Genomic DNA, 25554 nt, shown 5'->3' with positions numbered 1-25554 from the left:
AAATTGTCTCGTGGTTTCAAAACAGTGTTCCTTGTCCGCCGCCGCTCCTGTCCTTGGCGCGCTTTTGCCGCGATGCGGCGGCCGGCGGCTCCGCGGGGGCGTCGCCCTCGGCGCGGGCGCGCACGGAGCCGTCCGCGAATTGGATGTCCATCTGCATGCCCGGCGTCGAGTCGCTCGCATGGCGCAGCAACATTCCATGCTCGTCGCGCACCAGGGCGAAGCCGCGCGCCAGCACGCTCTCATAGCCGAGCGAGCGGCGGAGCTCGTCCAGTCGGTCGAGCCGCGCCTGGCGGTCGGCGATGATGCGGAAATACGCCGAGCGCAGCCGCTGCTCGGCATGGTCCACGCGCCGCCTTGCGCCCTCGGCCTCGCGGCGGGCCAGCGCCATGCGTGCGGCGAGGCCCTGGCGCAGGCGGGCGTGCAGGCCCTTCAGCCGCTCGGAGGCGCGGGCCAGCTCCGCCTGCGGCGAGTGGCGGGCGAGCACATGGGAAAGATGCGAGAGCCGCAGGCGGCGGCCGTCCAGCGCCCGGCGCAGCGCGGCGCGCAGGCGCTCTCCCGCGCGGTCGCTGCGCTGGAACGGGTGCATCAGCAATTGCGGACCGGCGGGCAGCACGCGCTGCAGCGAGACGAGATGGCGGCGATTCGCGTCCAGCAGCCGGCGCTCTGCCCCGGCGAGGCGGCGCGCGAGCGTCGCCGTCTGCTCGATCAGCTCGGCGCGCACCGGCACGCATTTCTCCGCAGCGCCGGTCGGCGTCGGCGCGCGCAGGTCCGCGGCGAAGTCGATCAGCGTCGTGTCGGTCTCATGGCCGATCGCCGAGACCAGCGGAATGGCGCTCGCCGCCGCGGCGCGCACGACGATCTCCTCGTTGAAGCCGAAGAGGTCCTCGAGCGAGCCGCCGCCGCGCGCGACGATCAGCACGTCCGGCCGCGGGATCGGCCCGCCGGGGGGAAGGGCGTTGAAGCCCTCGATCGCCGCCGCCACTTCCGCCGCGCAGGTCTCGCCCTGCACGCGCACCGGCCACAGCAGGACGCGGCGCGGAAAGCGGTCGAGCAGCCGGTGCAGAATATCGCGGATCACCGCGCCGGTCGGCGAGGTGACGACGCCGACGACCGCCGGCAGGAAGGGCAGGGGCTTCTTGCGCTCGGAATCGAACAGGCCCTCGGCGGCGAGGCGCTTGCGGCGCTCGTCGAGCAGCGCCATCAGCGCGCCGGCGCCGGCCGGCTCCAGCGTGTCGATGACGATCTGATAGGAGGACTTGCCCGGAAATGTGGTGATCTTGCCGGCGGCGACGACCTCGAGCCCCTCCTGCGGCTTCACCCGCAGGCGGAAGAAGGTCGTCTTCCAGATGACGGCGTCGAGCCGGGCGTTCTGGTCCTTCAGGCTGAAGTAGACATGGCCCGAGGAATGCGGTCCCCGATAATTGGTGATCTCGCCGCGCACCCGCACATGGCCGAAGCGGTCCTCGACCGTGCGCTTCAAGGCGTTGGCGAGCTCGGAGACGGAGAGCTCGGGAACATTGCTCGCAGGCGCGGGGGCGCCGATCGGCAGGGGCGGATCGTCGCTCGAGGTCTCGTCGGCGGGTCTGGTCGGACGCTTGGCCATGGGCGAGATATGGCGGATTTTCTCCCACGCCGCGAGGGGCGATCACATCCGCCGCGCCTTTCAGATGATCGCGTCGAGCCCGCGCGCCTCGACGATCGAGAGAAGCTCGAGCGAGGGGCCGCTGGGCTTTTTCTCGCCGCGCTCCCATTCGCTGATCAGTTTCGGGCGAACAATTGAGCACACGGGCGAACACGCCCTGGCTGATCCCCGCCCGCTCACGCAACTCCAAGATTTGCTTGCCGGTGAGAGGCTCGATCGGAGTGACGCAAGCCGCATCGAACTCGCGCATGGTCCTGGCGTCGAGCAGCCCGACATGCAGAACACAGCGCTCTTGCGCGACTAGAAAAGAAATCGGCGCGGGCCCTTTCGAGCCGCGCGCCGAAGGCGTCGGGGAGGATTGTCCCGAGTTCAATATTTGCGGATCAGCGGGCCGGGCGGCGGCGCCATCAGCGGCGCGAGGCTCGGGCCGCCGAGCGCATAGCGGAAGCCGAGGCGGATATCGTGCGAGGCGAGGTCGAAGGACTGGCGCTCGCCCGCGCAATTCACCGGGCAGCCGATCACATTGGACTTGATGCGGCCGAGGTCGAGATAGCGATAGCCGACCTCGACCTTCAGATTCTGCGAGACATTATAGCCGAGGCCCGCCATCGCCGCCCAGGCGAAATTGGTCTGGCTCTTGTCCGAGGCGTGGCCGAAGCCGCCGGTCTCCGGGCCAACATCGGTCACATTGCCGAGGAAGTTGACGGCGAAACCGACGCCGCCGCCGACATAGGGCGTGATCCCATACCATGTGCCGAGGTCGACATAGCCATTGGCCAGGAACACGGCGGCGCGGTGCTGGGCGTTGTAGAGATCGTGGCAGCGTCCGCCGACGGCGCCGCCGCACAGATTGTTCCACAGATTGGTGTAGCTCTGCGTCGCGCGATAGTTCGACGCCGTGCGATATTCGCCGGTGATGTCGGCGCGCAGCCAGCTGTTGAACTGATAGCCGACGCCGGCGCCGACGAAGGCGCTGTCGCCGATCGAATAGGATTCGAACAGCGGGGCGGGAACGACGACGGTCGGATCGAAGGTCGAGCGGAGATTGGAGACCTGATTTATGCCGACGCCGCCGTCGCCGCGCAGATACCAGCCGCCGTAATCGGCCGCCGGCGGAGGCGGAGCGATCATCGGGGCCGGCGGAAGCAGGTCGGCGGCGGCTGCGCCGGAGTTTGCGCCGATGACGAGCGCTGCCGCCGTGAAAAGGGCTCTCGATCTGCCCATGACGTCTTCCCTTCACAGAATGGGGCCGCGAGGCGGCCCTCGGCGCAACGCCGAGTGAAGGAAAAATGCGGGAGAACGCTTAATGGGTGGTTAACCTTACCATTAATTGCGTAAGGTAAGACCGATGGCCGCGCGTTGCATGCCCCGCGCCGCGTCGGATCAGATCACCGTCGAGATCGTCTGCGTGGTGACCGAGCCGTTGGGCGGGAGCAGAATGCCGGGCGGGTCGATTTCGAAAAAGCCGAACCCGTTGGGAATCGGATTGGCCGCAGTCATCGTCGTATTGGTCACGCCGAAAAGCCGGCGCAGAGGACCGCCGAAAGCAGCCCCAGACGTGAATACATAAAAATACCTTCGAAGATTTATTCGCCACCGGCGAGAGCGCGGCCGTTAGCTAAGCGTAACCACGTAGTGATTCCGTGAATCGATTCGTCGGCATTCGATCGACCGAGCCTCGCTTCGGCTCGCCCGAAATGCTATGCGGAGCGGCCTCATCTCCCGGCACGGTGGAAAATGTTCAAGAAGCTCTACGATTGGACCATGTCGCTCGCCGCCAGCAAGCACGCGCCCGTCGCTCTCGGCGCCATCGCCTTCGCGGAAAGTTCCTTTTTCCCCGTGCCGCCGGATGTGATCCTGGTGCCGATGTCGCTCGCCGAGCCCAAGCAGTCCTGGCGCTATGCGGCGATCTGCACGATCGGATCGGTCGCGGGCGGGGCGCTCGGCTACGCCATCGGCGCCTTGTTCTACGACACGATCGGCCATTGGCTCATCGAGCTCTACGGCTACGGCGCCAAGATGGAGGCGTTGCGCGCCTTCTATGCGCAATGGGGCGCGTTCTTCATTCTGCTGAAGGGATTGACGCCCATTCCTTTTAAGCTCGTCACCATCGTCTCGGGCCTGCTCGACTATAATTTCGGACTGTTCATCGCTCTCTCGCTGGTCACGCGCGGGGCGCGTTTCTTTCTGCTCGCCGCGGCGATCAATCATTTCGGCGATTGGATTCGGCTGAAGCTCGAGGCGCATTTCGGCTTGTTCATGACCGCTCTCGCGAGCATCGTCGTGATCGGCTTCGTCGTCACCGCGAAACTGCTGTGAGCGCGATCGTCGACTTCCGGCGCCGGGCCACGCCGACCGGCTTCGCGCTCCTGATCCTCGCCGTCGCCGTCGCGACGATCGGCGGCGCCTGGATTTTCGAATCCCTCGGCCATGCGCCCTGCGAATTGTGCCTGAAGCAGCGCATTCCCTATTACGCAGCGATTCCGCTCGCCGCGGCCACGGCGCTCGCGGCGCAGCGCGGGGCGGAGCGTCTCGCCCGCCTCGGCTTCGCTCTCGTCGGCCTGCTGTTCGTCGCCGGCGCGGCGCTCGCTCTCTACCATTCCGGCGTCGAGCTGAAGATTGTCACCGGACCGACCGAATGTTCAGGCGCTCTGAAGAGGGCCCATTCCTTCGACGATTTCCGCAGTCAGCTCGAGAAGATGAAGGTCCCGCGCTGCGACGCGCCGACCTTGTTCGTGCTGGGGCTGACGCTCAGCAATTGGAATGTCCTGATCTCGACCGCGCTCGCCGCCGCCGCAGCGTCGGGATGGCGGCGGCGCCCGACATAACGCGCGCGGCCGATCCTTGGACGCCGAGGGATGGTTCCGAGGCTAGGCGTTTTCGTGATAGAGGCGGTCGACCGGCTCGCGGCGCTTGCGGATGTAGAACTGGTTCTTGGGCGCCGGCAGAATATCGATCTCGCGCAGGTGCAGATTGACGAAGCAATCCACCGCCGGCTTGGGGATGCGCAGCAGATCGCGCGTCTCGTCCTCGAACCAGTCGTAATCGTCGAAGGCGATGACGCCGCCGCTGCGCGCCAGCTTGAATGCGAGCACCGCGTCGAACAGCACGTCGCAGGCGAGATGCGATCCGTCGATATAGATGAAATCGAAATACTCCGCCTTGCCGGAGGCCAGCAGCGACGGCAGCACGGCGTCCGACTTCCCCTTGTGCATCGTCAGTTCGACCGGATGCTTTCGATTCGCCGACACGAGCGCGGTATTGGCGCGAAAGCGCGCCTCCACTTCGGAGAGCGGCGTGCTCTTGCCCTCCCATTCGAGAACGCCGTCCCAGGCGTCGATCGCGTGGATCTCGAGCGGGTGCGAATCCGCGAGCGTGTCGATGAGGTAGCATGTGCTCGCCCCCTCATAGCAGCCGACCTCGAGGATGCGCTTCGGCGAGACGCTCGGAATCAATTGATCCCAGGCGGGCCGGGCCGAGAGCTCGAACCAGGAATTGGTCAGATCGAGCCGCGAGCGCATGCTCGGCTTGCCCCGCGTCAACCGCGTCAACATGTGCTACGCCCCGAACAGGAGTGAGGAACCAAGCTCGTTCTCTACACCGATCGGCGGCGAAGCGTAAGCCGATCGTCCCGAATTCGTGCGGTGCGTCGGGATCTGGGTTCGGCGCCGTTCGCCATCTGCCGACGCGTCACTCCGCCGCGAGCCGCGCTCGCGCGCGCAGCTTCTCCGTCTCGCTCTTCAGCTGCCCGCAGGCGGCGAGAATGTCGCGGCCGCGCGGCGTGCGCACGGGACTCGCGTAGCCGGCGGAAAACACGATGTCGGAGAAACGCTCGATCGTCTCCCAATCCGAGCACTCATAGGGCGCGCCCGGCCAGGGATTGAAGGGGATGAGATTGATCTTTGCGGGTATGCCCTTCAAGAGCCGCACCAGCTCGCGCGCCTCGGCCGGACTGTCGTTGACGCCCTTCAGCATCACATATTCGAAAGTGATGCGCCTCGCGTTGGAGGCGCCCGGATAGTCGCGGCAGGCGTCGAGCAATCGCCGGATCGGATATTTCTTGTTGAGCGGCACCAGCTCGTTGCGCAATTCGTCGCGCACGGCGTGCAGCGAGATGGCGAGCATGGGCCCGCATTCGGCGCCCAATCGCTCGATCTGCGGCACGACGCCGGAGGTGGAGACGGTGATGCGGCGCTTCGACAGCGACAGCCCGTCGCCGTCCGACATGATCTCGATCGCGGCTTCGACCTCATCGAGATTGTAGAGCGGCTCGCCCATGCCCATGAAGACGATGTTGGAGACGGCGCGCACATCCTCGCCAGAGGGCACGAGCCCGTCGGTCGGCGGCGCGAGGCCGGGGAAATCGCCGAGCCGGGAGCGGGCGACGAGGAGCTGGGCGACGATCTCCCGGGTCGTCAGATTGCGCACGAGCTTCTGCGTGCCCGTGTGGCAGAAGCTGCAGGCGAGCGTGCAGCCGACCTGGCTCGAGACGCAGAGCGTGCCGCGGTCGCTCTCCGGAATATAGACGCATTCGATCTCCGCGCCCTTGTCCGCCGCGTCGGCGGGATCGAGCCGCAGCAGCCATTTGCGCGTGCCGTCGGTCGAGACTTGCTCGGCGACGATCTCGGGGAGACGGAGCGTGAAGCGCTCGGCGAGCTTGCCGCGCACGATCTTCGAGACATTCGTCATGTCGGCGAAGCCGCGCGCGCCGCGGAAATAGATCCAATGCCAGAGCTGCGCGACGCGCATGCGGATCTCGCGCTCCGGCGTGTCGATGGCGCGCAACGCCTCGGCCAGCCCGGCGCGCGTGGCGCCGGCGAGCGAGGGCTTGGCGGAGACTGGCGTGGGGGCCTCTTGCATGAAATCACCTATAACACGCGCCGCCGCGTGGCTTCCACAGGGCGACGGCCGAATGGGAGGAGCGGCGCTCCGCTTCTTCCAAGCGGCCGAGGAGCGGCAAGCCGGCGTTGACGATCTCCATCCGCCCGAGCGGAGGCGTGGCCTCGTCCTCGAAATACCAGGTCAAGGTCAGCGAGGCGCCCAGGACGACGCTCACAAGCGCCTCTCGGCGACGAGGTCTTTGATCTTCAGTCCGCCGCGCGCAGCAGCACGGCGCGGCGCCGCGCGCGGATGCGCCGCAATCTCGCGTCCCGCCTCGCCCGCGGAATGTCACCTGCGCGGCGACACGCTCCGACACAGCCGTGGCGACAGTAAGCATGCCGCCGTCGCTCGTTAGAGCGATACGGAAAATTCGAACGACCGCGCAGCGAGGCCTTACGTCATTCTCCCGACGACCGCTTCAGCGCGTCGGCGAGCCGCATCTCGGCCGAGCCCGGCGGCAGCGGCTTCTGCTGGCTCTCGTGCGGCGCCCAGCCGGAGAGCCAGACGAGCTCGATCGTCGCGCGCACGCGCCCGTCCGCGTCCGAGAAGCGCTCCGCATAGATTTCCGCCGCGCGCAGCAGCACGGCGCGGCGCAGGGGCTTGCGCGAGCGCTCGGAGAGGGCGTTGGCGGCGCCCATGGCGCGCAGCTCGGCGACGAGCGCGAACATCGAATCATAGCGCAGCGCGAAACTGTCCACATCGGTGACAGGCAGCGCGAAGCCGGCGCGCTGCAGCAGTCCGCCGAGGTCGCGCAGGTCGACGAAGGGCGAGACGCGCGGGCTGGCGCCGCCGCACATTTCCGCCTCCGCCTGGGCGAGCGCCGCGCGCAGCTCGACGAGGCTCGCCCCGCCCGGAAAACAGGCCAGAAACAAACCGTCGGGCGCGAGCATGCGGCGCACCTGCGCGAGCGCGCCGGGCAGGTCGTTCACCCATTGCAGCGCGAGCCCGGAAACGACGAGATCGAAGGAAGAGGGCGCGAAGGGCAGGGCCTCCTCCTCGGCGACGACATCGACGCCGGGCGCCGGCAGAGGCGCCGCGCGCAAGGGCGCCGCGCGTCCGCTCGCCGCGACGGCCCCGGCGAAATGAGGCGCCGGCGAGCCGAGGTCGAGCGAGCGCGGAAACGCGCGCCTGATTCCGGCGAGCCGGTCCGCGAGGTCGTCGGCGGCGCGCAGCATCAGGAAGTCCGGCGCCGCGCCGCGCGCCGCCCGCGCGAAGCGCGCGCGCAGCAGGCGGCGGTCGAAAATCCGGGGCGTCGGCGGCGCAGGCTCCATGGCCCGTCATGCCTCGAGCGGGCGCCGAGGCGCAAGGGGGCGCGGCGGCGGACGCAACCGCTCGTGATTTGCCGCGCCGGGTTAAGCAAATCTTAGTGTTAAACCGTAACCGCAACTGTAGGATCGCGTCGCCGTAAGTATGGCCGAAGCTAGAATGCCGCCACATGTCGCAACCAGCGCCGACCCTGGAGAAGGTATGGAGCCATGGAGACTTCGTTCATTCAGCGTATTTCGCGTCATGCGCGCACAGTGACAGCGGCGCGCGGCATGATGGCGGGCGCCGCGCTCGTCGCCGGCCTGACCGCTCTGCCGGGGACGGGCGCGGCGCGCAGCGTCGTCGCCTATAACGCCGCCGTGGAGGCGGGCACGGTGATCATCAGCGCGCGCCAGCGCAGCCTCTTCCTCGTCATGGGCAATGGCACGGCGATCCGCTATCCGGTCGCGGTGCCGAAGGCCGGCAAGGAGTGGTCCGGCTACGCCCATATCGACGGGAAATTCGTCAATCCGGACTGGGTTCCGCCGACGGTGGTCAAGCGCGACCATCCCGAGCTGCCCAGTTTCATCCGCGGCGGCTCGCCGCATAATCCGATGGGCGTGCGGGCGCTGACGCTCGACCGCAACCAGGTCGCGATCCACGGCACCACCAACAAGATGCGCGCCTCCGTCGGCACGGCCGCCTCCTACGGCTGCATTCGCATGCTCAACGAGGACGTCGTCGACCTCTATGAGCGCGTCAGCGTCGGGACGACGGTGGTGATGACGCCTTGACCCCTCCGCCCGCGCAGCCTCACGCAAGCCGCGCGGGCGAGACTTGTCCCAGATATTTTGCAGCGCGAAAAGCTTCAGCTTGTGGAAGGGGACGCCGCGCCAGTAGACCGGCGCGGCCGAATCCACCACTGTGCGGGAAATCACGCCGCGGTCGCGGCGCACTTCGATCGGCGCTGAAAATCGGCGGCGATTCAAGCGTGTGGAGTATAGTGACCGGGCCGGGTGATTCGTCGCCCGCTCGTCGAGACCAGCGGGAGCCTCGGCTCGCCTGCATGCGTTCAGCGTCGCCGTCCAAAAGTGTCCGTCGCCGCGTCAGGACGACCCTCACATAGGTTTCGCTCATCATGTTGATCGCACCGGATAAAGACTTCGACCGCCCCCGGCATCCCGTCGACATCGTCGAGCAATTGGCGGCCAGCAACGACTGGTCGTTCGATCGCGACGACGAGGACGAGATCTCGATCTCGGTCGCGGGCGGGTGGACCGATTATCATGTGGCTTTCACCTGGCTCGGCGAGCTCGAGACTCTGCATGTGAGCTGCGCTTTCGATTTGCGCGTGCCGGAGCGCCGGCGCGCAGAGGCGCAATCGCTGATCCGCACCATCAACGAGCAGCTCTGGGTCGGCCATTTCGACATGTGGCCGGCCGAGGGCGTGGTGATGCATCGCCAGAGCCTGCTGCTCGCCGGCGGCGCGCAACCCTCCGGCTTCCAATGCGCGGCGCTGCTCGACCGTGCGCTTGAGACTTGCGAGCGCTATTATCAGGCGTTCCAATTCGTGCTCTGGGCCGGCAAGGGCGCCAAAGAGGCGCTGGAGACCGCGACTTTCGAGACCAAGGGAGAGGCGTGAGCGCTTTTGTCGGATTGCCCGGCTCCGTGACTCTGGTCGGAGCCGGAAAAATGGGAGCGGCGCTGCTTCAGGGATGGGCGGCTCGAGGGCTCTCCGGCGAGGGAGTCGCCATTCTCGAGCCGCAGGCCTCGCCGGAGGTCGCCGCGCTCGCGGCCGCGCGCGGCTTTCGGCTCAACCCCGAAACGCGCTCGCCCGCCGAGGCGCTGGTGCTGGCCGTCAAGCCGCAGATGCTGGACGCCGTCGCGCCGTCGATCGCCGCCGACGCCGGTCCCGATACGCTCGTGCTGTCGATTCTCGCCGGCAAGCGCGTCGCCGATCTCGCCGCCCGCCTGCCGCGGGCGAAAATGATCGTGCGCGCCATGCCCAACACCCCGGCGGCGATCGGCCGCGGCGTTTCCGGCGCTTACGCCGGCCCCGCGGTCGACGCCGGACGGCGAGCGGTCGCGGCGGCGCTGCTCGGCGCGGTCGGCGCGGTGGAATGGGTCGAGAGCGAGGCGCTGATCGACGCCGTGACTGCCGTCTCAGGCTCCGGCCCGGCCTATGTGTTCTATTTCGTCGAATGCCTCGCCAAGGCGGGCGTCGAGGCCGGCCTGCCCGAGGATGTCGCGGCGCGGCTGGCGCGTGCGACGGTCGCCGGCGCCGGCGAGTTGCTCCGACGGAGCGAAGGCGTTTCGCTCGCGACATTGCGGGAGAATGTCACGTCGCCCGGCGGCACCACGGCGGCGGCTCTGGCGACGCTGATGGCCGACGACGGGCTGGCGCCGCTCGTCGCGCGCGCCGTGGCGGCGGCGCGGCGGCGCGCAGAGGAATTGTCGGGCTGACGCGGCGCGCAATTTTTCCGCCGTGATCCACGCCTGCCGGCTTCCGATTTGGCGAAAACGCTCTAGATTAACCAAGTTGCATAGGGTCGCGAGCGATGCTCAGGAGGCGACGATGACGACGAACGACAAGACCGGCGACACGGGCGCCGAGAGCAAGGCGGCGCCGGACGGCTCGGCGCGCGACAAGATCGTCGAAGCGTTGATGCGGCTCGCCGGGCGGCGGGCCTTCGATGATATCGCGATCGCCGACATCGCCCACGAGGCCGGCGTCTCGCTCGCCGATTTCCGCGACTGCTTCCCGTCGAAAGGCGCTGTGCTGGCGGCCTTCTCGCGCAAGATCGACCGGCAGGTGCTCGACGATTTCTCCGGCCGCTACGCCTCGGAGCCGGCCAAGGAGCGTCTCTACGACGTTCTGCTGCGGCGGCTCGAGGCGCTGGAGCCCTATCGCAACGCGCTCGAAGCGGTCTCGCAATGGGCGACGACCGATCCGCTGGCGGCGGCGGCGCTCAATCGCGAGACGGTCAATTCGATGCGCTTCATGCTCGAGGCGGCGGACATCGACAGCGAGGGCGCGCTCGGCGCGTTGAAGCTGCAGGGCCTCGCCATCGCCTGGTGGCGCGTGCTCGGCGTCTGGTTCGAGGACAGTGACGTCGATCTCTGCCGCACCAAGGCGGCGCTCGATCGCGAGCTGTCGCGCAGCGAGGCGGTCATCGAGCGGATCGAGGATGTGACGCGTCTCGCCGCGCCTCTGCGCGGCCTGGCCCGCGCCGTGTTCCGCGGCGTGACCGGCCGCCGGCGCCACGCGCGCCATCACGCGCGCGAGCGCGACGAGGGGCTCGAGGAGGATTACGAGGAGGCGCGTCGCCGTCACCACCACGCCGATCGCCGCCATCACCAGGACGATGCGACGGCCTGAGGCGGTTTCCGCGGAGCGGGAGAAGGGGGCCCGACGAAGTCGGGTCGGACGAGGGCTGATCCGGCTACGGGAAAAATCGAAGAATTGCCGGGGAGGGCGCGCGCCGGCCTTCGAGGCCATGGTTCATCGTCAGGGCCCTCATCCGACCCCGCTTTCGCGGGGCCGCCTTCTCCCACGAGTGGGAGAAGGGAATAGACCTCGAGGGGTTGCCCTCATGACTTTGTCGGCGCGCGCCCCAAATATAGAGCATGCGCTCCCTCTATTTCCGCTGGCTGCCCAATTTCATCACCATCGGCCGCTTCGTGCTCACTCCGGCGGCGATCGATATGATCGTCACCGAGAACTGGCCGGCCGCCTTCGCGGTCTTCGCCCTCGCCGGCGCGTCCGACGCGCTCGACGGCTGGCTCGCCAAGAGCTTCGATCTGCGCACGGAGCTCGGCGCGGTGCTCGATCCGCTCGCCGACAAGGCGCTCATCGTCTCGATCTATGCGACGCTCGCCCTCGTCGGCGTGCTCCCGTCCTGGCTCGCCTTGCTGGTCATTTCGCGCGACGTGCTGATCATCGGCGCGGTCGCCGTGTCCTGGCTGCTGCAGCGGCGGATCGATCTTTCGCCTCTGCCCGTGTCCAAGGCGACGACGGCTGCGCAGCTCGCCTTGGCCGCGCTCGTGCTCGCCGCCGAGGCCTTCGCTCTGCCGCTCGGCGCAGCCGTCGTCGCTCTCTCGGCCGTGGTCGCGGCATTGACCACGGTTTCCGCCGCCGTTTATCTGTGGAGATGGGTCAAGAACATGGGACCGTGAGATGACGGAGCGTCAGGCGCGCAAAACGCGCGGGGGAACCGCGGGGCTGGCGCTCGAGCGGCAGATCGCGCTCTGGGCGGCGGCAATCGCTCTGTTCATATTCTTCATTCATATGGTCAGCGCGGTTCTCGCGCCCTTTGTCGCGGGTCTCGCGCTCGGCTATCTGCTCGATCCCGTCGCCGACCGGCTGCAGCGCGCCGGTCTCTCGCGTCTCGGCGCCTCGCTGTGCATTCTCACCATCTTCCTGGTCATGCTGACGGCGGTGATCTTCTTCACCGCGCCTATTCTCACGCGCCAGCTCTCCGATTTCGTCGTGAGCCTGCCCGGCTATCTGACGACCCTGCAAGGGCTGCTCGCCCGCGTCTCGCGCGAGGCGACGGGCGATTTCGCGCGCAGCCTCTATGAGAAGCTCGGACTCACGCCGGCCGACTCGCCCACCGACGTGCAGAAATATGTGAACGACATCACCAGCGAGGCGACGCGCATGGCCGCCGCCTTCCTGCAATCGCTCGTCTCCGGCGGGGCGGCGCTGGTCAATATGGCGTCGCTCGTCGTCATCACGCCCGTTGTCGCCTTCTATATTCTGCTGGACTGGGACAATATGGTCGCGACGCTCGATTCGCTGGCGCCGCCGCGCCATCGCGAGGACATTCGCGCCGTCGCCCGCGACATCGACAAGGCGCTCTCCGGCTTCGTGCGGGGGCAGGCGCTCGTGTGCCTGTTCCTCGGCCTCTGGTACAGCATCGGCCTGTCGCTGCTCGGCGTCAATTTCGGCTTTCTGATCGGCGTCTCGGCGGGGATATTGAGCTTCGTGCCCTATGTCGGATCGATCACAGCCTTCGCTCTCTCGATCGTCGTGTCGACGGTGCAAGGCTGGCCGGACTGGCGCCTGCCGGCGGAGGCGGTGGCGCTCGTGGGCGTCGGCCTCTTTCTCGACGGCAATGTGCTCTCGCCCCGGCTCGTCGGCGGCTCCATCGGCGTGCATCCGGTGTGGCTGATGTTCGCGCTGCTCGTCGCCGGCTCGCTGTTCGGCTTCACGGGAATGCTGCTCGCGGCGCCGGTCGCGGCGGCGATCGGCGTCGTGCTGCGTTTCCTGGTGCGCCGCTATCGTCGGAGCAGTTTCTATCTCGGCGTCGAGGCGCCGGCGCGAGCGGAGGGATGATGGCCGGGACGGACGAGTTCGCGCGCCGCCGCGGCGGACAGCTGCCGCTCGACCTCGCCGGCGCGCCGAGCTTCGACGAGGAGGCCTTCCTCGTTTCACCGTCCAATCGCGCGGCCTTCGAGATGATCGCCCGATGGCCGGACTGGCCAGATCCCACTCTGTTGCTCAACGGTCCGGCGGGGGCGGGCAAGAGCCATCTCTGCGCGATCTTCGCGCGCCGCAGCGGCGCTCTCCGCGTCGATCCTGCTGCGATCGCCGGTCCCCAGCGTCTCGCCTCGGCGCCGCCTGCGGCCGCCGTGCTCGACGGCCTCGATGCGGTCGAGGACGAGACAGCCTTGTTTCATCTGATGAATTTCTTACGCGAAAGCGGGTCGAGCCTGCTCCTCGCCGCGCGCCGGCCGCCGTCGGGCGAGACCTTTGCGCTGCCCGATCTCTTGTCGCGTTTACGTCGCGCGCCTGTCGTAGAGATCGGCGCGCCGGACGACGATCTGATTCGCGCCGTGCTGGAGAAGCTGTTTCGCGATCGCCAGCTCCTGGTCGATCCCGGGCTGGTCGATTATGTCGCCTTGCGGCTCGAGCGCTCGCTCGACGCCGCGCGCGCTTTCGTCCGCCTGCTCGACGAGGAGGCTCTGGCGCAGGGGCGCCGCGTCACGCGCGCGCTCGCGGGCGAACTGCTCGAAGCGCTGCAGTCGTCGTGAAACCCGCGCGAGAGCGCTTCTGTGGCCGGCGAGAACCATGGCAAGATCGAGCCGACGCGACGGAAAGAGAGTCAGTATGACGAAGCACATTCAGGACGATCTCGAGGCGGGACGCACCGGCGCGGACATTCCGGTGATGGATCAGCCGGGCGATCTGCTCCTGCGGCCCGGCGAGCTCGCCTCCCTTCCTCAGCGCTTCATCAATCGCGAATTGTCCTGGCTCGAGTTCAATCGCCGCGTGCTCGAGGAGGCGTCGAACCGCAGCCATCCGCTGCTCGAGCAGCTGCGCTTCCTGTCGATCTCGGCCAACAACCTCGACGAATTCTACATGGTGCGCGTCGCCGGCCTGCGCGGGCAGGTGCGCGAAGGGCTCACGACGCCCTCGCAGGACGGCCTCACGCCCGCCGAGCAACTCGTCAAGATCAAGGAGCGCGTCGCTCTTCTCACCGCGGAGCAGTCGCGGCGCTGGCGCGAGTTGCGCGCCGAGATCGAGGACGTCGGCATCGTCATCGTGGAGCCGGGCAATCTGTCCAAGCCCGATCGCGACTGGCTCGACGAGCATTTCATGGCGCGCGTCTTCCCGGTGCTGACGCCGCTCGCCATCGATCCGGCCCATCCCTTTCCCTTCATTCCCAATCTCGCCTTCACCCTCGCGCTGGAGCTGGTGCGGCCGGGCGACCGCAAGACGCTGCATGCGCTGGTGCGCCTGCCGCAGAAGATCGAGCGCTTCGTGAAGCTGCCGAGCGCGCAAGGGACAGGGCAGGGGCGTGAGCGCTTCATGCTGCTCGAGACGCTGATCGCCATCAACGCGCAGAAGCTCTTCCCCGGCTATCAGTTGCGCGGGCAGGGTATTTTCCGCCTCATTCGCGACAGCGACCTCGAGGTGGAGGAGGAGGCGGAGGATCTGGTCCGCCTGTTCGAGACGGCGCTGAAGCGCCGCCGCCGCGGCTCGGTGATCCGACTCGAAGTCGCCGCCGACATGCCGGAGACGCTGCGCCATCTCGTCGCCGAAGAACTCGACGTGACCGACGACGAGGTCTTCGTGCTCGACGGCATGCTGGCCTTGAACGATCTTTCGGAGCTCGTCGCGCTCGACCGGCCGGACTTGAAGTTCAAGCCATACAACCCGCGCTTTCCCGAGCGCGTGCGCGACAATGGGGGCGACTGCTTCCTCGCCATCAAGCAGAAGGACCTCTGCGTCCATCATCCCTACGAGACCTTCGACGTCGTCGTGCAGTTCCTGCAGCAGGCCGCGCGCGACCCCAATGTCGTCGCCATCAAGCAGACGCTCTACCGCACCTCCGCCAACAGCCCGATCGTGCGCGCGCTGGTGGAGGCGGCGGAGGCCGGGAAATCGGTGACGGCGCTGGTCGAGCTGAAGGCGCGCTTCGACGAGGAGGCCAATATCCGCTGGGCGCGCGACCTCGAGCGCGCCGGCGCGCAGGTCGTGTTCGGCTTCATCGAGCTGAAGACCCACGGCAAGCTGTCGATGGTCGTGCGCCGCGAGAGCGGCGGCATCGTCACCTACTGCCATATCGGCACCGGCAACTACCATCCGGTCACGGCGCGCATCTACACCGACATCTCGCTGTTCACCGCCGATCCGGCGATCGCGCGCGACGTCGCGCGCATCTTCAACTTCATCACCGGCTATGCGGAGCCGGCCGGGCTCGAGCGCATGGCCGTCTCGCCCATCTCGCTCAAGACGCGGCTGCTCGAGCATATCGAGCAGGAGATCGCCTTCGCCAAGGCGGGCAAGCCGGCGGCGATCTGGGGCAAATGCAACGCCCTCGTCGATCCGGAGATCATCGACGCGCTCTATCACGCGTCACAAGCGGGCGTGTCGATCGAATTCGTCGTGCGCGGCATCTGCTGCCTGCGGCCCGGCGTGCCGGGCCTCTCGGACAATATCCGGGTGAAGTCGATCGTCGGGCGTTTCCTCGAGCACGCCCGGGTCTACGCCTTCGGCGGCGGGCATACGCTGCCGCATGCGAAGGCCCATGTCTATATCTCGTCGGCCGATCTGATGCCGCGCAATCTCGACCGGCGCGTCGAGGTTCTGATGCCGATCACCAACGCGACCGTGCATCAGCAGGTGCTGGACCAGATCATGCTGGCCAATCTCATCGACAACGAACAGAGCTACCGAGTCTTGCCGGACGGCTCGTCCTTACGCATAACTCCCCCGGAGGGCGAAGAGCGGTTCAACGCCCACAAATACTTCATGACCAACCCGAGTCTCTCCGGCCGTGGCAAGTCACTCAAGGAATGGCGCCCTCGCTCTCTCCTCAAGCCCCGAGAAGAAGGCTGAGCCGAGCGTGGACGCAGCGGCCGCGCCGGTCGCGATCGTCGACATCGGCTCCAATTCGGTGCGCCTCGTCGCTTATGCGGCGCTCGAGCGCGCGCTGACGCCGGTCTTCAACGAGAAAGTCATGTGTGGCCTCGGGCGCGGCGTTGTCACCACCGGCCGCCTGCCCGAGGACGGAATGCGCAAAGCGCTGCAGGCGCTGCGCCGCTTCCGCTCGCTTTGTGAGATCATGGAAATCTGCAACGTCGACGTGATCGCGACCGCGGCGGCGCGGGACGCGGTCAACGGCGCCGCTTTTCTCGACGCGGCGCGCGGGGCGGTCGGCCGCGAAATTTCGCTTCTCTCCGGCAGGCGCGAGGCGGAGCTGTCGGCGCTCGGCGTGATGTCGGCCATTCACGAGCCGGACGGCGTCGTCGGCGACCTCGGCGGCGGCTCGCTGGAGCTGATCGAAGTCCACGCCGGGCGCATGGGCGACGGCGTCACTCTGCCGCTCGGCGGCCTCGCGCTGATGGACGCCTCCAGCCGTTCGACGCGCCACGCCGTGCGCATCGCCCGCAAGGCGATCGAGGAGGCGCATCCGCTGGCGCGGCTCCGGGGGCGCGCCTTCTATGCGGTCGGCGGCACTTGGCGCGCGCTCGCGCGGCTGCATATGCGCCAGCACAATTATCCGCTCGACGTGATGCACAACTACCGCATCCCAGCCGAGGACGCGGCCGAATTCGCGAGCCTCTTGGAGCGGGTCGACAGCGAGGCGCTGGCCGACATCGCCTCGGTGTCGGCGGCGCGCCGTCCGTTGCTCGCCTATGGCGCGATCGTGCTCGACGAAGTGATTCGGCGGGCCAAGCCCAAGGAGGTCGTGATCTCCGCGGCCGGCGTGCGCGAGGGCCTGCTGTACGAGCGCTTGTCGGAAAAGGCGCGTGCGGCGGACCCGCTCGTGCTCGCGGCGCGCGAGCTGGAGCAGGCTATGGCGCGCGCGCCCGGCTATGGCGACGAGTTGATCGCCTGGACCGACGCGCTGCTCCTCTCTTCGGGGCTCGACGAGACGAGAGAAGAAACGCGGCTGCGCCATGCCGCCTGCTTCCTCTCCGATGTGAGCTGGCGCGCCCACCCGGACTATCGCGCCGGCCAGTCGATGAATGTCATCACCAATTCGGCCTTCGTCGCCGTGGACCATCCCGGGCGCGCGTTTCTCGCTCTGGTGGCGGTGCTGCGCCATGCGGGGCCGGACAGCGAGGGCGTGTTGCCGGTGCGCGGCCTTTTGACGACGCGCCTGCTCGAGCGGGCGCGGCTGCTGTCGGCGGCGCTCCGCGTCGCCTATCTGCTGTCGGCGGCGATGCCCGGCGTGCTGCCGCGCACGCCGATCCTCGCGCGGGACGGGCGCCTGACGCTGACACTTCCGGATGAATTCGCCGATCTCGTCAGCGAAAGGCTGACGAGCCGGGCGAAGGCGCTCGCCCGGCTGCTGGGCGCGGAGGTCGTCATCGAGGCGGCGGCGGCGCTCTAGGCGAGAAACGCGGCCACGCGCCCCCCGATCAGTCGGCCGCGCGCCCGCTGCGGTCGATCGTCGTCACCGTCATGGCTTCGCCGTCTGGCGAGCAGGCGAATCGGAGCGTCTTGCTGACCGAAGTGTCGACCTGCGCCGCCTTGCCGCTGTCGATCGGCACGACGAGCCGCGTGGTCGCGGTCGCCGGCGTCGCCTGCTCGAGGTTGGCGGCGTCGGCGATCATCAGCGTCAGCCGGCAGGCGCCTCCAGAACCGATGAAATAGCCGACCATGTGTTTGGGTCCCGCGTCTATGCTCGCGGCGGCGAGGGGCTTCAGCATGATGGGCTCGGCGCGCAGGGGCGCGCCCGCGAGGCTCAGCGCCACGGCGCCGAGGGCCAGAGCGAAAATGCGGTCTCCTGCAGTTTTCATGATGTCGTCCTTCTCGATTCGCAGGAGCGCGGGCTCTGCCCGGCGCAGGCTCCCGTCGAGTCCTGGTTGCGCTGCAACATGCGTTCATGTTGCGCCGCAAACTCCGCAAATCAAGGCGCGCATTGTCGCATGCGTGCGCCTATAGAAGCATTTGAAAATGCTATCTGTTGTCGTGAAAATGACGTATTTTGCGCTGCAAAACGGGTGGGGCGAGGCGCGCAGAAGGGCCCGGTACGACCCGCCCATACCGACCCGAAAGGGCGGTTAAGTTCGAACCTTGTTCCCGGAATTTCCGGACGGGCTTGCGCCTCAGCGGGAGGCCGGCTCGTCCAGCTCTTGCCAGTCGAGGGTGACGACCCTGCCCCTCTCGACCGCGAGGGCGAGCCGACCGGCCTTCAATTGCAGCGCTTTCTCGCCGAAAATGGCGCGCCGCCAGCCGGAGAGGGCCGGCACATCGGCCGCGTCGTCCGCGGCGATGGCCTCGAGATCCTCCACAGTGGCGATCATTTTGGTGGCGACGCCGGTCTCTTCCGCCACCTGCCGGAGCAGCACCTTCAGCAGCTCGACCGTTGCGCCGTTGCCGCTGCGCCGCTCACGCTCGATGCGGGGCAGGGCGGCCGGATCGCGGGCGAGACCACGCTCGACCGCCGCGACGATATCGGCGCCCGAGCGCGAACGCTCGAGCCCGCGCGGGAAAGCGCGCAGTTCGCCGAGCGCCTCCTGGCTGCGCGGCGCGGCGAGCGCGATCTCGACCAGCATGTCGTCCTTCAGCACCCGGGCGCGCGGCACGTCGCGCGCCTGCGCCTCCGCCTCGCGCCAAGCGGCGAGCTCGATCAGCACGGCGAGGTCGCGCGGCTTGCGCACGCGGTGGCGCAGGCGCTCCCAGGCGTTCTCCGGGCTCTGCTCGTAGGTTTCCGGCGAGGTGAGCGTGCGCATCTCGTCGACGAGCCAGTCGAGCCGGTTGGAGCGCTCGAGCCGTGCGCGCAAATGCGTGTAGATCTGCCGCAGATGCGTCACGTCGGCGATGGCGTAGTCGATCTGCGCGGGCGAGAGCGGGCGCTTCGACCAGTCGGTGAAGCGGGACGATTTGTCGAGGCTCTCTTTGGCGATGGCCTTGACCAGCTCGACATAGGAGGCCTGATCGCCGAAGCCGCAGACCATGGCCGCGACCTGAGTGTCGAACAAAGGCGTGGGGATGAGGCGGGCGAGGCGCCAGATGATCTCGAGGTCCTGGCGCGCAGCGTGGAACACTTTCACGATCTGCTCGTCGGCCATCAGCTCGAAGAAGGGGGTAAGGTCGAGACCCTCGGCCAGGGTGTCGACGGCGAAGGCCTCCTCGGGCGAGGCGAGCTGAATGACGCAGACCCTCGGCCAGAAAGTCGTCTCGCGAAGGAACTCCGTGTCGACGGTCACGAAAGGATGGCGGGAGAGGCGGGCGCAGGCCGCAGCGAGATCTTCGGTCGAGGTCAAGAGGCTCATCGACCTCTGTCTTAGAATAATTTCGCGCCGATCTGAAGAGTCTCGGCGCGCTTTCGCCCGAATTAGGCGTTCACACCGCTGATTTCGAAGCACGAGCCTGTGGCCGCGGCCGCCCACGCCCGCGCACGGAACTTTTCCGCCCGCGATTCGGCCGGCCGCTTGCAAAGCCGCGTCGCCCATAAACGCGCGCCCGCCTTCGCCGAATGAGCGCTTGCGCGCGATTTCGGATTGCTCTCGGGCCGCCGAAATGAAATCATACTGAAATAGTCAACTTTATGGAGCCCGTCGGCCAAATGGCGCGTCCTTCGCTCGTTCTCGATCTTTCGCAGCTCCGTCGCCTCGCCGGCGCGGCGACGGTCCTCTCCCTGTCGGGCGTCGTCGCGGCCGCCGCCAAGAGCGATCCCTGGGTCGGCTGCCGCGGGTCCGATCCCGACGCGCGCATCGCGGCCTGCACCGAGGTGATCGACAGCGGCCGCAAGGAGACGCCGCACAATCAGGTGATCGCCCACATAAACCGCGGCGGAGCCTTCCACGCCAAGGGCCAATATGACCGCGCCATCGCAGATTACGACATTGCGCTGCAGATCGATCCGAAAGTCGCGGCGCCGGCTCTCGCCGCCCGCGCCGCCGCCAAGCGCGCCAAGGGCGACCAGGCGGGCGCCCTCGCCGATTACGACAAGGCGATCGAGCTCCAGCCGAAATCGGCCGCCGCCTATGTCGGCCGCGGCGACGTGCGCCAGACCACGGGCGATCTCGACCACGCCATCGCCGACTATGAGAAGGCGCTGCAGCTCGACAGGAAATCGGCGACGGCGCTCGCCGGTCGCGGTCGCGCCTATCGAGCAAAGGGCGATCTCGACCAGGCGCTCGCCGATTTCGACGCAGCGGTGAAGCTGGAGCCGAAATCGGCGCAGGCCTATCTCCAGCGCGCGGCGCTCTATCAGGCCAAAGGCGATCTCGACCATGCCCTCGCCGATTACGATGCGGCGATCGCGCGCGACGGCAAGCAGGCGATCTCCTACAATAACCGCGGGCTCGCGCTTCACGCCAAGGGCGAATTCGACAAGGCGATCGCCGACTTCGGCAAGGCGATCGAGCTCGATCCGAAATATGCGCGCGCTCATCTCAATCGCGCCAACGCCTATCGCGGCAAGCGCGAGCTGGAGCCGGCGAAGGCCGATCTCGAAGAGGCGCTGCAGCTCGATCCGAATCTCGCTCCGGCGAAGAAGGGACTCGAGGATGTGACGAAGCTGCTGTCCGCGCGGGAGGCGGGAGCGGGCCGTTAGCGACGAAGGGCCCTGCGCGCGTCTCCTTCTCCCGCGATCGAGAGAAGGAGGCGCGCGTCGCGGTCACAGCGCGACATAGACGAATTTCGGGCCCTTCAGCGTCGGATAATTCTCGCGCAGAGCCTTGGCGATCTTGCCGACGAGCTCCTTGTCGCCGGCGGCCGAAGGCCCGACGAAATCCGTGCCCTGCATCCATGTCTCCAGGAAGCAGTGGAGAGCGTCGTCATAGGCGGCGTCGGTCGGATGGGCGGTTTTGTCCGCGAGCGAGGCTATTCCCTCGGCGCTCACCTCGAGGCGCCAGTCACGGTCGTCGGTCACCGAGCCGATGAGTTTCGCAATATCGGCGTCGGTCCAATCACCTTTGAGATCTACCGTCATCGAGGCTCCCGTGGCGTTTCTGTTGCGGAAGGGCGGCTTCCCGCCCCTCCCGCGTCGGACAATGAGAACGGAGGACGGGATGCGCCTGTCGGATATCCGACAGCGCGCAGTCGCGACGTCTTCCGGCGGTTCACTTCTTGGCGAGCTTCGCGACCGCCATGTCGATCGCGGTCGTGGCTTCGCCGACGGTGAGCCAAGCTTCGGCGCGCTCCTCGTTCTTGAACGTCTTGCCGAGGTTGTATGGCTCCTCGCCGGGCACATGCAGGAAGCAGGCCCATTTGCCGTCGGGCTGCTCCTCGACCGTCACTTTGTAGTCCGCCACGCGGTCCTCCTCTTGCTTTGCGGCTTCGGTTCTCGAGCGGCGCCGATCCCTCTTCGGCGCCAAATCTCGAGAAGCAGATTGGGCGCCAGCGCGGCCGGCGCCGCCCGGAGGAGCCATGACCGAAATCGTCGAAGGGCCGGCGCTCGCCGCCCTGTCCTGCGGCAAGCCGGCTTTTCTCGTCGTGCTGCTGCATGGGGAAGGGGAGAGCGGACAATCGATCATCGACCAGGCGCTCAATTGGGCCCCGACCTTGCCCAAGGCCGAATTTCTCGCCGCCGAGGCGCCGGGCGGCCGCTGGTTCGACCCGGCGGAGGAGGGCGGGCTCGAGCGCGGCCTCGCGGCGCTCGACCGATTTCTCGACGCGGCGCTGGAGAAACGTCGTCTTCCGCCCTCGCATCTGGCGCTGGTCGGCTTCTCGCAAGGGGCGACGCTCGCCCTGCTGGCCGGGCTCGCTCGGCCGGGTCCGATCAAGGCGGTCGTCGCCTTCTCCGGCGGTCCCTTTGGCGCGCCGGCGCCGCGATGCGAGGGCGGACCGCCCATTCTATTGATCCATGGAGACGCCGATGACATCGCGCCGATCGCCGCCATGCGCGAGGCCGAGGCGGCGATCGCCGCGGGCGGCGGGCGCGTGTGGTCGATGACGCGCAAGGGACTGGGCCATTCGCTCGATGACGACGGCATCGTCGCCGCCGGCGATTTTCTGACCGAGCATGTCGTTCAGAAGAAAGGCGCGGAGGATCACGACCACGATCACTGAGCTTCGGCACGGCTCTTGCGGAACGAATGTGAGATCACGCGAGAGGAGAAGCGACGATGGCTCTGACGGCCGAGGACATAAAGGAAGGCAAGTGCTATGCGACGCGCGGGTCGGAGCGATACAAGGTGATCGCCATCAATCCGCGCGGCATCGTCACCTTTCTGACCTTCGAGGGAAACAAGAAGCCGAGCCCTTTGCGCGCCAATGCGGGAATGAAAGCCTTTCTCGAAGGCGTGACCAAGGAGATATCCTGTCCGCCGGAGTCGTGAGGATCGAAGCCGCGCTCCCTCATCCCGAGGCGCTTTTTGCGGAACGCAAAAAGCCTCGAAGGATGCTCCAGGAGGCGCTGTTCGTCGACCCTTAGAGACGCCCGCTTCGGGGGGCTCCTCAAGGTGAGGGCTCGCCTTTCGGCCGGGCAAAGGCGACGCCGGGAGCGCTCACACCGGCAGGGTGACCGTCGCGCGCAGGCCGCCGAGCGGGGAATCGGCGAGCTTCACATTGCCGCCATGCGCATGCGCGATGTCACGCGCGATGGCGAGACCGAGGCCCGAGTGGCTCTCGTCCTGATTGCGCGACTCGTCGAGCCGATAGAAGGGCCGGAAGGCGTCCTCGCGCTTGTCCTCGGGGATTCCGGGGCCGTCGTCGTCGATGTGGATGGTGAGACGAACGCCGTCGTTCGCGCCCGTGAGCGCGATGCGTTTCGCATAGCGCTGGGCGTTGCCGACGAGATTGGCGAGGCAGCGGCGGAAGGCCGCAGGCCGCACGGCGACCTGCGGACGGCCGGAGAAGCGCGCTTCCGCCCCCAATCCGAGCCGCTGCGACTCCGCCGTCAGCTCGTCGAGCAAAGCGGTGACGTCGACCGTCTCGGTCGTCTCGCCGGCGTCGCCGCGCGCGAAGGCGAGATAGCCTTCGACCATGCGCTCCATTTCGGCGACGTCCTTCTTCATCTCGGCCGATTCGGGCGATTCGCCGATCAGCGCCAGCGACAGCTTGAAGCGGGTGATGATGGTGCGCAGATCGTGCGAGACGCCGTTCAGCATGGTCTTGCGCTGCTCCATGGCGCGCTCGACGCGGCGCTTCATCTCGAGGAAGGCGGCGCCGGCCTGGCGCACCTCGCGCGCGCCGCGCGGGCTGAAGGCGACCTCGCGACCCTTGCCGAATTCCTCCGCCGCCCGCGCGAGCCGCAGGATCGGACGGATCTGATTGCGCAGGAACGACGTGGCGATCGCGATGATGAGCAGCGAGGCGATCACCGTCCAGATGAAGAAAATCTCCGAATTGGAGGCGTAGGCGTAGGTGCGGCTGGCGAGGACGCGCATATTCGCGTCCGCTAGGGCGACGCGGATCTCGACGAGGTGCGAGCGCCCGACCGTATCGATCCAGAAGGGACGCGCGAGGCGCCGCGAGAGCTCGCGCGAGAGCGTGTGGTCGAGCAGCGAGAAGAACGGCTTGCCAGTCGGCGGCGGCAGCGGCTCCCGGGGCAGGAATTGCAGCTCGACATTGAGGTCCATGCCGGCGATGCGCTGGAGAGTCTCGCGCCGCGTCGCTTCCGGCACGGCGTCGTAGAGATCGACCAGCGCCGCAACGTCGCGCGCCACGGCGGCCGAGAGGCGCGAGGTCACCGCCTGCCAATGACGCTCCATGAAGAAATAAGCGACGGCCGACTGCAGCAGCACGATGGGAAGAATGACGATCAGCAGCGAGCGGGCGTAGAGCCCTTTGGGCATGCGCTCATGCAGCCAGCCGGCGAAGCCGCGCCACAGGCGGCGCGGCGCGTCGAGCGGAGCGGGAAGGGCTAAAGTCATGGCTTGCTTCCGTTTTCCTCGTCCTCGCCGATGATCTCGTCGACCCACAGGCGATAGCCGCGGCCGCGGATCGTCTGCAGATGTCGCGGGCTGTCGGCGCCGCGCTCGATCTTGCGGCGCAGCCGCGCGATCTCGACGTCGACGCTGCGCTCGCCCGCAGACTCGATCTTGCCATCGACGGCGCGCTGCGCCAACCGTCGCCGTGGGACGATTGCGCCGGTTTCCATCGCCAGCGCCGCCAGCATCTCGCTCTCGCGCGTCGTCAGATGGACGACATGGTCATGCTCCTGCAATCGGCCCTTTTCGAGGTCGAAGACGAAGGCGCCGAAGCGGACGGACTTCACGCCGCGCGGGCGAGCCGGGCGGCTCGTGCGCCGCAATATTCCGGCGATGCGCAGCGACAGCTCGCGCGGCTCGAAAGGCTTGGCGAGATAATCGTCGACGCCGGCTTCGAGCCCTTCGATCCGGTCCCTCGTCTCGCCGAGCGCGGTCAGCATCAGGATCGGCGCCGATCGCAGCGGCTCCGCCTCCTGCCGCAGCCGCTGCGCGAGTTGCACGCCGGACTCGCCCGGCATCATCACGTCGAGCACGATGAGGTCGAACGCCATGTCGGCGAGCCGCGCGGTCGCCTCCGAGGCGTCGGCGGCCGCGCTGACCAGATAGCCCTCGGCGGCGAGATAACGCGTGAGCAGGGTGCGGATGCGCTTGTCGTCGTCGACGACGAGGATGTGGCGCCGGGCGCGATCTTCCTCCGGCGAGGACGCGGCCGGCGTGCTCACGCGGCGTCGTCCCGCTGCCGGCGGCGCGGCGAGAGATGGGCGCGCACGCGCTCGCGGTCCGGAGGGTTCACCATGGCGAGCAGGAAATCGGCCGCGGCGTCCTGCGCGTCGGGCGGCAGTTCGCCGAACACGCGGCGGAACCGCTCCGATTGCAGCACGGCGAGCTCTTGCGCCAGCCGAGCGCCGTTCGGCGTCGCGAACAGCAGGCGCTGGCGGCGGTCGATCGCGCCGGGGCGCGCCTCGACGAAGCCGGCGTCGAGCAATTGCTTCAGGACGCGATTGAGGCTCTGCTTGGTGATCTTCAGAATGTCGAGCAGGGCGGCTATGGGCAGGCCGGGCCGGCGGTTGACGAAATGCAGCACGCGGTGATGCGCGCGCCCGAAGCCGTAATTCTCGAGCAGGCGGTCCGCGTCGCCGACGAAATCCCGATAGGCGAAAAAGAACAGCTCGATGAAGTCGACCATCGGCTCGTTCTGGACGTCCGCCTCGGCGCGGCTCGCCGCCGGCTGAGACGCCGCGCCCCGGACGAGTTTGCGTTCGAGAGCCGTCTTCACGTCAGCGTCCGCTCTATATTCGTCGTCGAGCGCTCGGAAAAATCCGACGGCGCCTCTCATCCTCCCTTCGAGGGGAGGGCGGCGTCTCGACTGGAAGGGCGGCGCTGTCGCGTCGCCCGATCACCCCGGCTCATACGTCAGCTATATTGACATATTTCTGACGCATGGC

Annotated in this window: 29 protein-coding genes; 15 read left to right on the top strand and 14 right to left on the bottom strand. The window is 67.7% G+C overall.

Annotated elements, in window-relative coordinates:
* Positions 1-16 precede the first annotated feature (16 nt).
* Positions 17-1603 (bottom strand): exodeoxyribonuclease VII large subunit, encoded by a 1587-nt coding sequence (gene xseA / locus AC6IW9_RS18090; RefSeq protein ID WP_497765742.1) that lies wholly within the window; start codon positions 1601-1603, stop codon positions 17-19.
* Here xseA and AC6IW9_RS18085 point away from each other — a divergent pair.
* Complete coding sequence (locus AC6IW9_RS18085; protein ID WP_497765740.1) at positions 1602-1946, top strand: hypothetical protein; 345 nt, start codon at positions 1602-1604, stop codon at positions 1944-1946. The genes xseA and AC6IW9_RS18085 overlap by 2 nt on opposite strands.
* A gap of 65 nt (positions 1947-2011) precedes the next feature.
* Here AC6IW9_RS18085 and AC6IW9_RS18080 read toward each other — a convergent pair whose 3' ends face one another.
* Together AC6IW9_RS18080 and AC6IW9_RS18075 are read right to left on the bottom strand one after the other, a co-directional pair.
* A complete protein-coding gene (locus tag AC6IW9_RS18080) occupies positions 2012-2866 on the bottom strand; it encodes an outer membrane protein (RefSeq protein WP_497765738.1) in 855 nt (284 codons plus the stop codon).
* 159 nt (positions 2867-3025) lie between these two features.
* Positions 3026-3157: a hypothetical protein gene (locus tag AC6IW9_RS18075; RefSeq protein ID WP_497765736.1), complete on the bottom strand. Its 132-nt coding sequence runs from the start codon at positions 3155-3157 to the stop codon at positions 3026-3028.
* 222 nt (positions 3158-3379) lie between these two features.
* Between AC6IW9_RS18075 and AC6IW9_RS18070 the strand changes: the two genes are divergently transcribed.
* On the top strand, positions 3380-3961 hold the full coding sequence (locus AC6IW9_RS18070) for a YqaA family protein (RefSeq protein ID WP_497765734.1): 582 nt from the start codon (positions 3380-3382) through the stop codon (positions 3959-3961).
* Entirely contained in the window at positions 3958-4470 is a 513-nt protein-coding gene (locus tag AC6IW9_RS18065) for a disulfide bond formation protein B (protein ID WP_497765732.1), read from the top strand. Before AC6IW9_RS18070 ends, AC6IW9_RS18065 begins: the two co-directional genes overlap by 4 nt.
* 42 nt (positions 4471-4512) lie before the next feature.
* Here AC6IW9_RS18065 and AC6IW9_RS18060 read toward each other — a convergent pair whose 3' ends face one another.
* The 4 genes from AC6IW9_RS18060 to AC6IW9_RS18045 form a co-directional block, all read right to left on the bottom strand.
* Entirely contained in the window at positions 4513-5196 is a 684-nt protein-coding gene (locus AC6IW9_RS18060) for a class I SAM-dependent methyltransferase (protein WP_497765730.1), read from the bottom strand.
* Between the two features lie 136 nt (positions 5197-5332).
* Complete coding sequence (gene rlmN / locus AC6IW9_RS18055) at positions 5333-6502, bottom strand: dual-specificity RNA methyltransferase RlmN (protein WP_497765728.1); 1170 nt, start codon at positions 6500-6502, stop codon at positions 5333-5335.
* Between the two features lie 4 nt (positions 6503-6506).
* A complete protein-coding gene (locus tag AC6IW9_RS18050; RefSeq protein ID WP_497765726.1) occupies positions 6507-6698 on the bottom strand; it encodes a hypothetical protein in 192 nt (63 codons plus the stop codon).
* 223 nt (positions 6699-6921) lie between these two features.
* Positions 6922-7794: a methyltransferase domain-containing protein gene (locus AC6IW9_RS18045; RefSeq protein WP_497765724.1), complete on the bottom strand. Its 873-nt coding sequence runs from the start codon at positions 7792-7794 to the stop codon at positions 6922-6924.
* Between the two features lie 204 nt (positions 7795-7998).
* Between AC6IW9_RS18045 and AC6IW9_RS18040 the strand changes: the two genes are divergently transcribed.
* The 9 genes from AC6IW9_RS18040 (at position 7999) to ppx (ending at position 17616) form a co-directional block, all read left to right on the top strand.
* A complete protein-coding gene (locus tag AC6IW9_RS18040; protein ID WP_497765722.1) occupies positions 7999-8562 on the top strand; it encodes a L,D-transpeptidase in 564 nt (187 codons plus the stop codon).
* Positions 8563-8906: 344 nt separating this feature from the next.
* Positions 8907-9410 (top strand): type III secretion system chaperone family protein, encoded by a 504-nt coding sequence (locus tag AC6IW9_RS18035; RefSeq protein ID WP_497765720.1) that lies wholly within the window; start codon positions 8907-8909, stop codon positions 9408-9410.
* Positions 9407-10231, top strand: coding sequence for a pyrroline-5-carboxylate reductase (gene proC, locus AC6IW9_RS18030; RefSeq protein WP_497765718.1), 825 nt, complete (start codon positions 9407-9409; stop codon positions 10229-10231). Before AC6IW9_RS18035 ends, proC begins: the two co-directional genes overlap by 4 nt.
* 112 nt (positions 10232-10343) lie before the next feature.
* On the top strand, positions 10344-11147 hold the full coding sequence (locus AC6IW9_RS18025; RefSeq protein WP_497765716.1) for a TetR/AcrR family transcriptional regulator: 804 nt from the start codon (positions 10344-10346) through the stop codon (positions 11145-11147).
* A 248-nt stretch (positions 11148-11395) separates the two neighbouring features.
* Complete coding sequence (locus tag AC6IW9_RS18020) at positions 11396-11944, top strand: CDP-alcohol phosphatidyltransferase family protein (RefSeq protein WP_497765714.1); 549 nt, start codon at positions 11396-11398, stop codon at positions 11942-11944.
* A gap of 1 nt (position 11945) precedes the next feature.
* On the top strand, positions 11946-13106 hold the full coding sequence (locus tag AC6IW9_RS18015; protein ID WP_497765712.1) for an AI-2E family transporter: 1161 nt from the start codon (positions 11946-11948) through the stop codon (positions 13104-13106).
* On the top strand, positions 13106-13804 hold the full coding sequence (locus AC6IW9_RS18010; protein ID WP_497772554.1) for a P-loop NTPase family protein: 699 nt from the start codon (positions 13106-13108) through the stop codon (positions 13802-13804). Before AC6IW9_RS18015 ends, AC6IW9_RS18010 begins: the two co-directional genes overlap by 1 nt.
* A 76-nt stretch (positions 13805-13880) precedes the next feature.
* Positions 13881-16115, top strand: coding sequence for an RNA degradosome polyphosphate kinase (locus AC6IW9_RS18005; protein WP_497765710.1), 2235 nt, complete (start codon positions 13881-13883; stop codon positions 16113-16115).
* Positions 16116-16122: 7 nt separating this feature from the next.
* Positions 16123-17616: an exopolyphosphatase gene (gene ppx, locus AC6IW9_RS18000; RefSeq protein ID WP_497765708.1), complete on the top strand. Its 1494-nt coding sequence runs from the start codon at positions 16123-16125 to the stop codon at positions 17614-17616.
* Between the two features lie 28 nt (positions 17617-17644).
* Here the strand turns inward: ppx and AC6IW9_RS17995 are convergent, their stop codons facing one another.
* Both AC6IW9_RS17995 and rnd read right to left on the bottom strand, forming a co-directional pair.
* Entirely contained in the window at positions 17645-18025 is a 381-nt protein-coding gene (locus AC6IW9_RS17995; RefSeq protein ID WP_497765706.1) for a hypothetical protein, read from the bottom strand.
* Positions 18026-18334: 309 nt separating this feature from the next.
* Positions 18335-19504, bottom strand: coding sequence for a ribonuclease D (gene rnd, locus AC6IW9_RS17990; protein ID WP_497765704.1), 1170 nt, complete (start codon positions 19502-19504; stop codon positions 18335-18337).
* Between the two features lie 293 nt (positions 19505-19797).
* Between rnd and AC6IW9_RS17985 the strand changes: the two genes are divergently transcribed.
* A complete protein-coding gene (locus tag AC6IW9_RS17985; RefSeq protein WP_497765702.1) occupies positions 19798-20790 on the top strand; it encodes a tetratricopeptide repeat protein in 993 nt (330 codons plus the stop codon).
* 63 nt (positions 20791-20853) lie between these two features.
* Here AC6IW9_RS17985 and AC6IW9_RS17980 read toward each other — a convergent pair whose 3' ends face one another.
* Together AC6IW9_RS17980 and AC6IW9_RS17975 are read right to left on the bottom strand one after the other, a co-directional pair.
* Positions 20854-21168, bottom strand: a complete 315-nt coding sequence (locus tag AC6IW9_RS17980; protein WP_497765699.1) for a hypothetical protein — start codon at positions 21166-21168, stop codon at positions 20854-20856.
* A 130-nt stretch (positions 21169-21298) separates the two neighbouring features.
* On the bottom strand, positions 21299-21490 hold the full coding sequence (locus AC6IW9_RS17975) for a hypothetical protein (RefSeq protein ID WP_497765697.1): 192 nt from the start codon (positions 21488-21490) through the stop codon (positions 21299-21301).
* A 115-nt stretch (positions 21491-21605) separates the two neighbouring features.
* On the opposite strand from AC6IW9_RS17975, the gene AC6IW9_RS17970 reads away from it, so the two are divergent.
* The gene (locus AC6IW9_RS17970; RefSeq protein WP_497765694.1) at positions 21606-22247 is read left to right on the top strand and encodes an alpha/beta hydrolase; all 642 of its coding nucleotides are present in this window, start codon (positions 21606-21608) and stop codon (positions 22245-22247) included.
* 56 nt (positions 22248-22303) lie between these two features.
* Positions 22304-22516, top strand: a complete 213-nt coding sequence (locus tag AC6IW9_RS17965; RefSeq protein ID WP_497765691.1) for a hypothetical protein — start codon at positions 22304-22306, stop codon at positions 22514-22516.
* A gap of 168 nt (positions 22517-22684) precedes the next feature.
* Here the strand turns inward: AC6IW9_RS17965 and AC6IW9_RS17960 are convergent, their stop codons facing one another.
* From AC6IW9_RS17960 to AC6IW9_RS17950, 3 genes are read right to left on the bottom strand one after another with little or no spacing between them, the layout of a single operon-like run.
* Entirely contained in the window at positions 22685-24052 is a 1368-nt protein-coding gene (locus AC6IW9_RS17960) for an ATP-binding protein (protein ID WP_497765688.1), read from the bottom strand.
* Positions 24049-24831: a response regulator gene (locus AC6IW9_RS17955; RefSeq protein ID WP_497765685.1), complete on the bottom strand. Its 783-nt coding sequence runs from the start codon at positions 24829-24831 to the stop codon at positions 24049-24051. Before AC6IW9_RS17955 ends, AC6IW9_RS17960 begins: the two co-directional genes overlap by 4 nt.
* Positions 24828-25385, bottom strand: coding sequence for a MarR family winged helix-turn-helix transcriptional regulator (locus AC6IW9_RS17950; protein WP_497765682.1), 558 nt, complete (start codon positions 25383-25385; stop codon positions 24828-24830). The genes AC6IW9_RS17955 and AC6IW9_RS17950 overlap by 4 nt, the downstream gene beginning before the upstream one ends.
* Positions 25386-25554 lie beyond the last annotated feature (169 nt).

This window comes from Methylosinus sp. shoA, from assembly GCF_059718125.1.
The sequence above is the reverse complement of the archived record's forward strand: the minus strand, read 5'-3'. Positions and strand labels throughout refer to the sequence as shown.

Bases quoted from the DNA above. Each gene is read 5' to 3' on its own strand.
- AC6IW9_RS18085 (WP_497765740.1), top strand. From the start codon at position 1,602: ATGGGCGAGATATGGCGGATTTTCTCCCACGCCGCGAGGGGCGATCAC.
- xseA (WP_497765742.1), bottom strand. From the start codon at position 1,603: ATGGCCAAGCGTCCGACCAGACCCGCCGACGAGACCTCGAGCGACGAT.
- AC6IW9_RS18080 (WP_497765738.1), bottom strand. From the start codon at position 2,866: ATGGGCAGATCGAGAGCCCTTTTCACGGCGGCAGCGCTCGTCATCGGC.
- AC6IW9_RS18070 (WP_497765734.1), top strand. From the start codon at position 3,380: ATGTTCAAGAAGCTCTACGATTGGACCATGTCGCTCGCCGCCAGCAAG.
- AC6IW9_RS18060 (WP_497765730.1), bottom strand. From the start codon at position 5,196: ATGTTGACGCGGTTGACGCGGGGCAAGCCGAGCATGCGCTCGCGGCTC.
- rlmN (WP_497765728.1), bottom strand. From the start codon at position 6,502: ATGCAAGAGGCCCCCACGCCAGTCTCCGCCAAGCCCTCGCTCGCCGGC.
- AC6IW9_RS18045 (WP_497765724.1), bottom strand. From the start codon at position 7,794: ATGGAGCCTGCGCCGCCGACGCCCCGGATTTTCGACCGCCGCCTGCTG.
- AC6IW9_RS18040 (WP_497765722.1), top strand. From the start codon at position 7,999: ATGGAGACTTCGTTCATTCAGCGTATTTCGCGTCATGCGCGCACAGTG.
- AC6IW9_RS18035 (WP_497765720.1), top strand. From the start codon at position 8,907: ATGTTGATCGCACCGGATAAAGACTTCGACCGCCCCCGGCATCCCGTC.
- AC6IW9_RS18025 (WP_497765716.1), top strand. From the start codon at position 10,344: ATGACGACGAACGACAAGACCGGCGACACGGGCGCCGAGAGCAAGGCG.
- AC6IW9_RS18020 (WP_497765714.1), top strand. From the start codon at position 11,396: ATGCGCTCCCTCTATTTCCGCTGGCTGCCCAATTTCATCACCATCGGC.
- AC6IW9_RS18015 (WP_497765712.1), top strand. From the start codon at position 11,946: ATGACGGAGCGTCAGGCGCGCAAAACGCGCGGGGGAACCGCGGGGCTG.
- AC6IW9_RS18010 (WP_497772554.1), top strand. From the start codon at position 13,106: ATGGCCGGGACGGACGAGTTCGCGCGCCGCCGCGGCGGACAGCTGCCG.
- AC6IW9_RS18005 (WP_497765710.1), top strand. From the start codon at position 13,881: ATGACGAAGCACATTCAGGACGATCTCGAGGCGGGACGCACCGGCGCG.
- AC6IW9_RS17995 (WP_497765706.1), bottom strand. From the start codon at position 18,025: ATGAAAACTGCAGGAGACCGCATTTTCGCTCTGGCCCTCGGCGCCGTG.
- rnd (WP_497765704.1), bottom strand. From the start codon at position 19,504: ATGAGCCTCTTGACCTCGACCGAAGATCTCGCTGCGGCCTGCGCCCGC.
- AC6IW9_RS17985 (WP_497765702.1), top strand. From the start codon at position 19,798: ATGGCGCGTCCTTCGCTCGTTCTCGATCTTTCGCAGCTCCGTCGCCTC.
- AC6IW9_RS17980 (WP_497765699.1), bottom strand. From the start codon at position 21,168: ATGACGGTAGATCTCAAAGGTGATTGGACCGACGCCGATATTGCGAAA.
- AC6IW9_RS17970 (WP_497765694.1), top strand. From the start codon at position 21,606: ATGACCGAAATCGTCGAAGGGCCGGCGCTCGCCGCCCTGTCCTGCGGC.
- AC6IW9_RS17965 (WP_497765691.1), top strand. From the start codon at position 22,304: ATGGCTCTGACGGCCGAGGACATAAAGGAAGGCAAGTGCTATGCGACG.
- AC6IW9_RS17960 (WP_497765688.1), bottom strand. From the start codon at position 24,052: ATGACTTTAGCCCTTCCCGCTCCGCTCGACGCGCCGCGCCGCCTGTGG.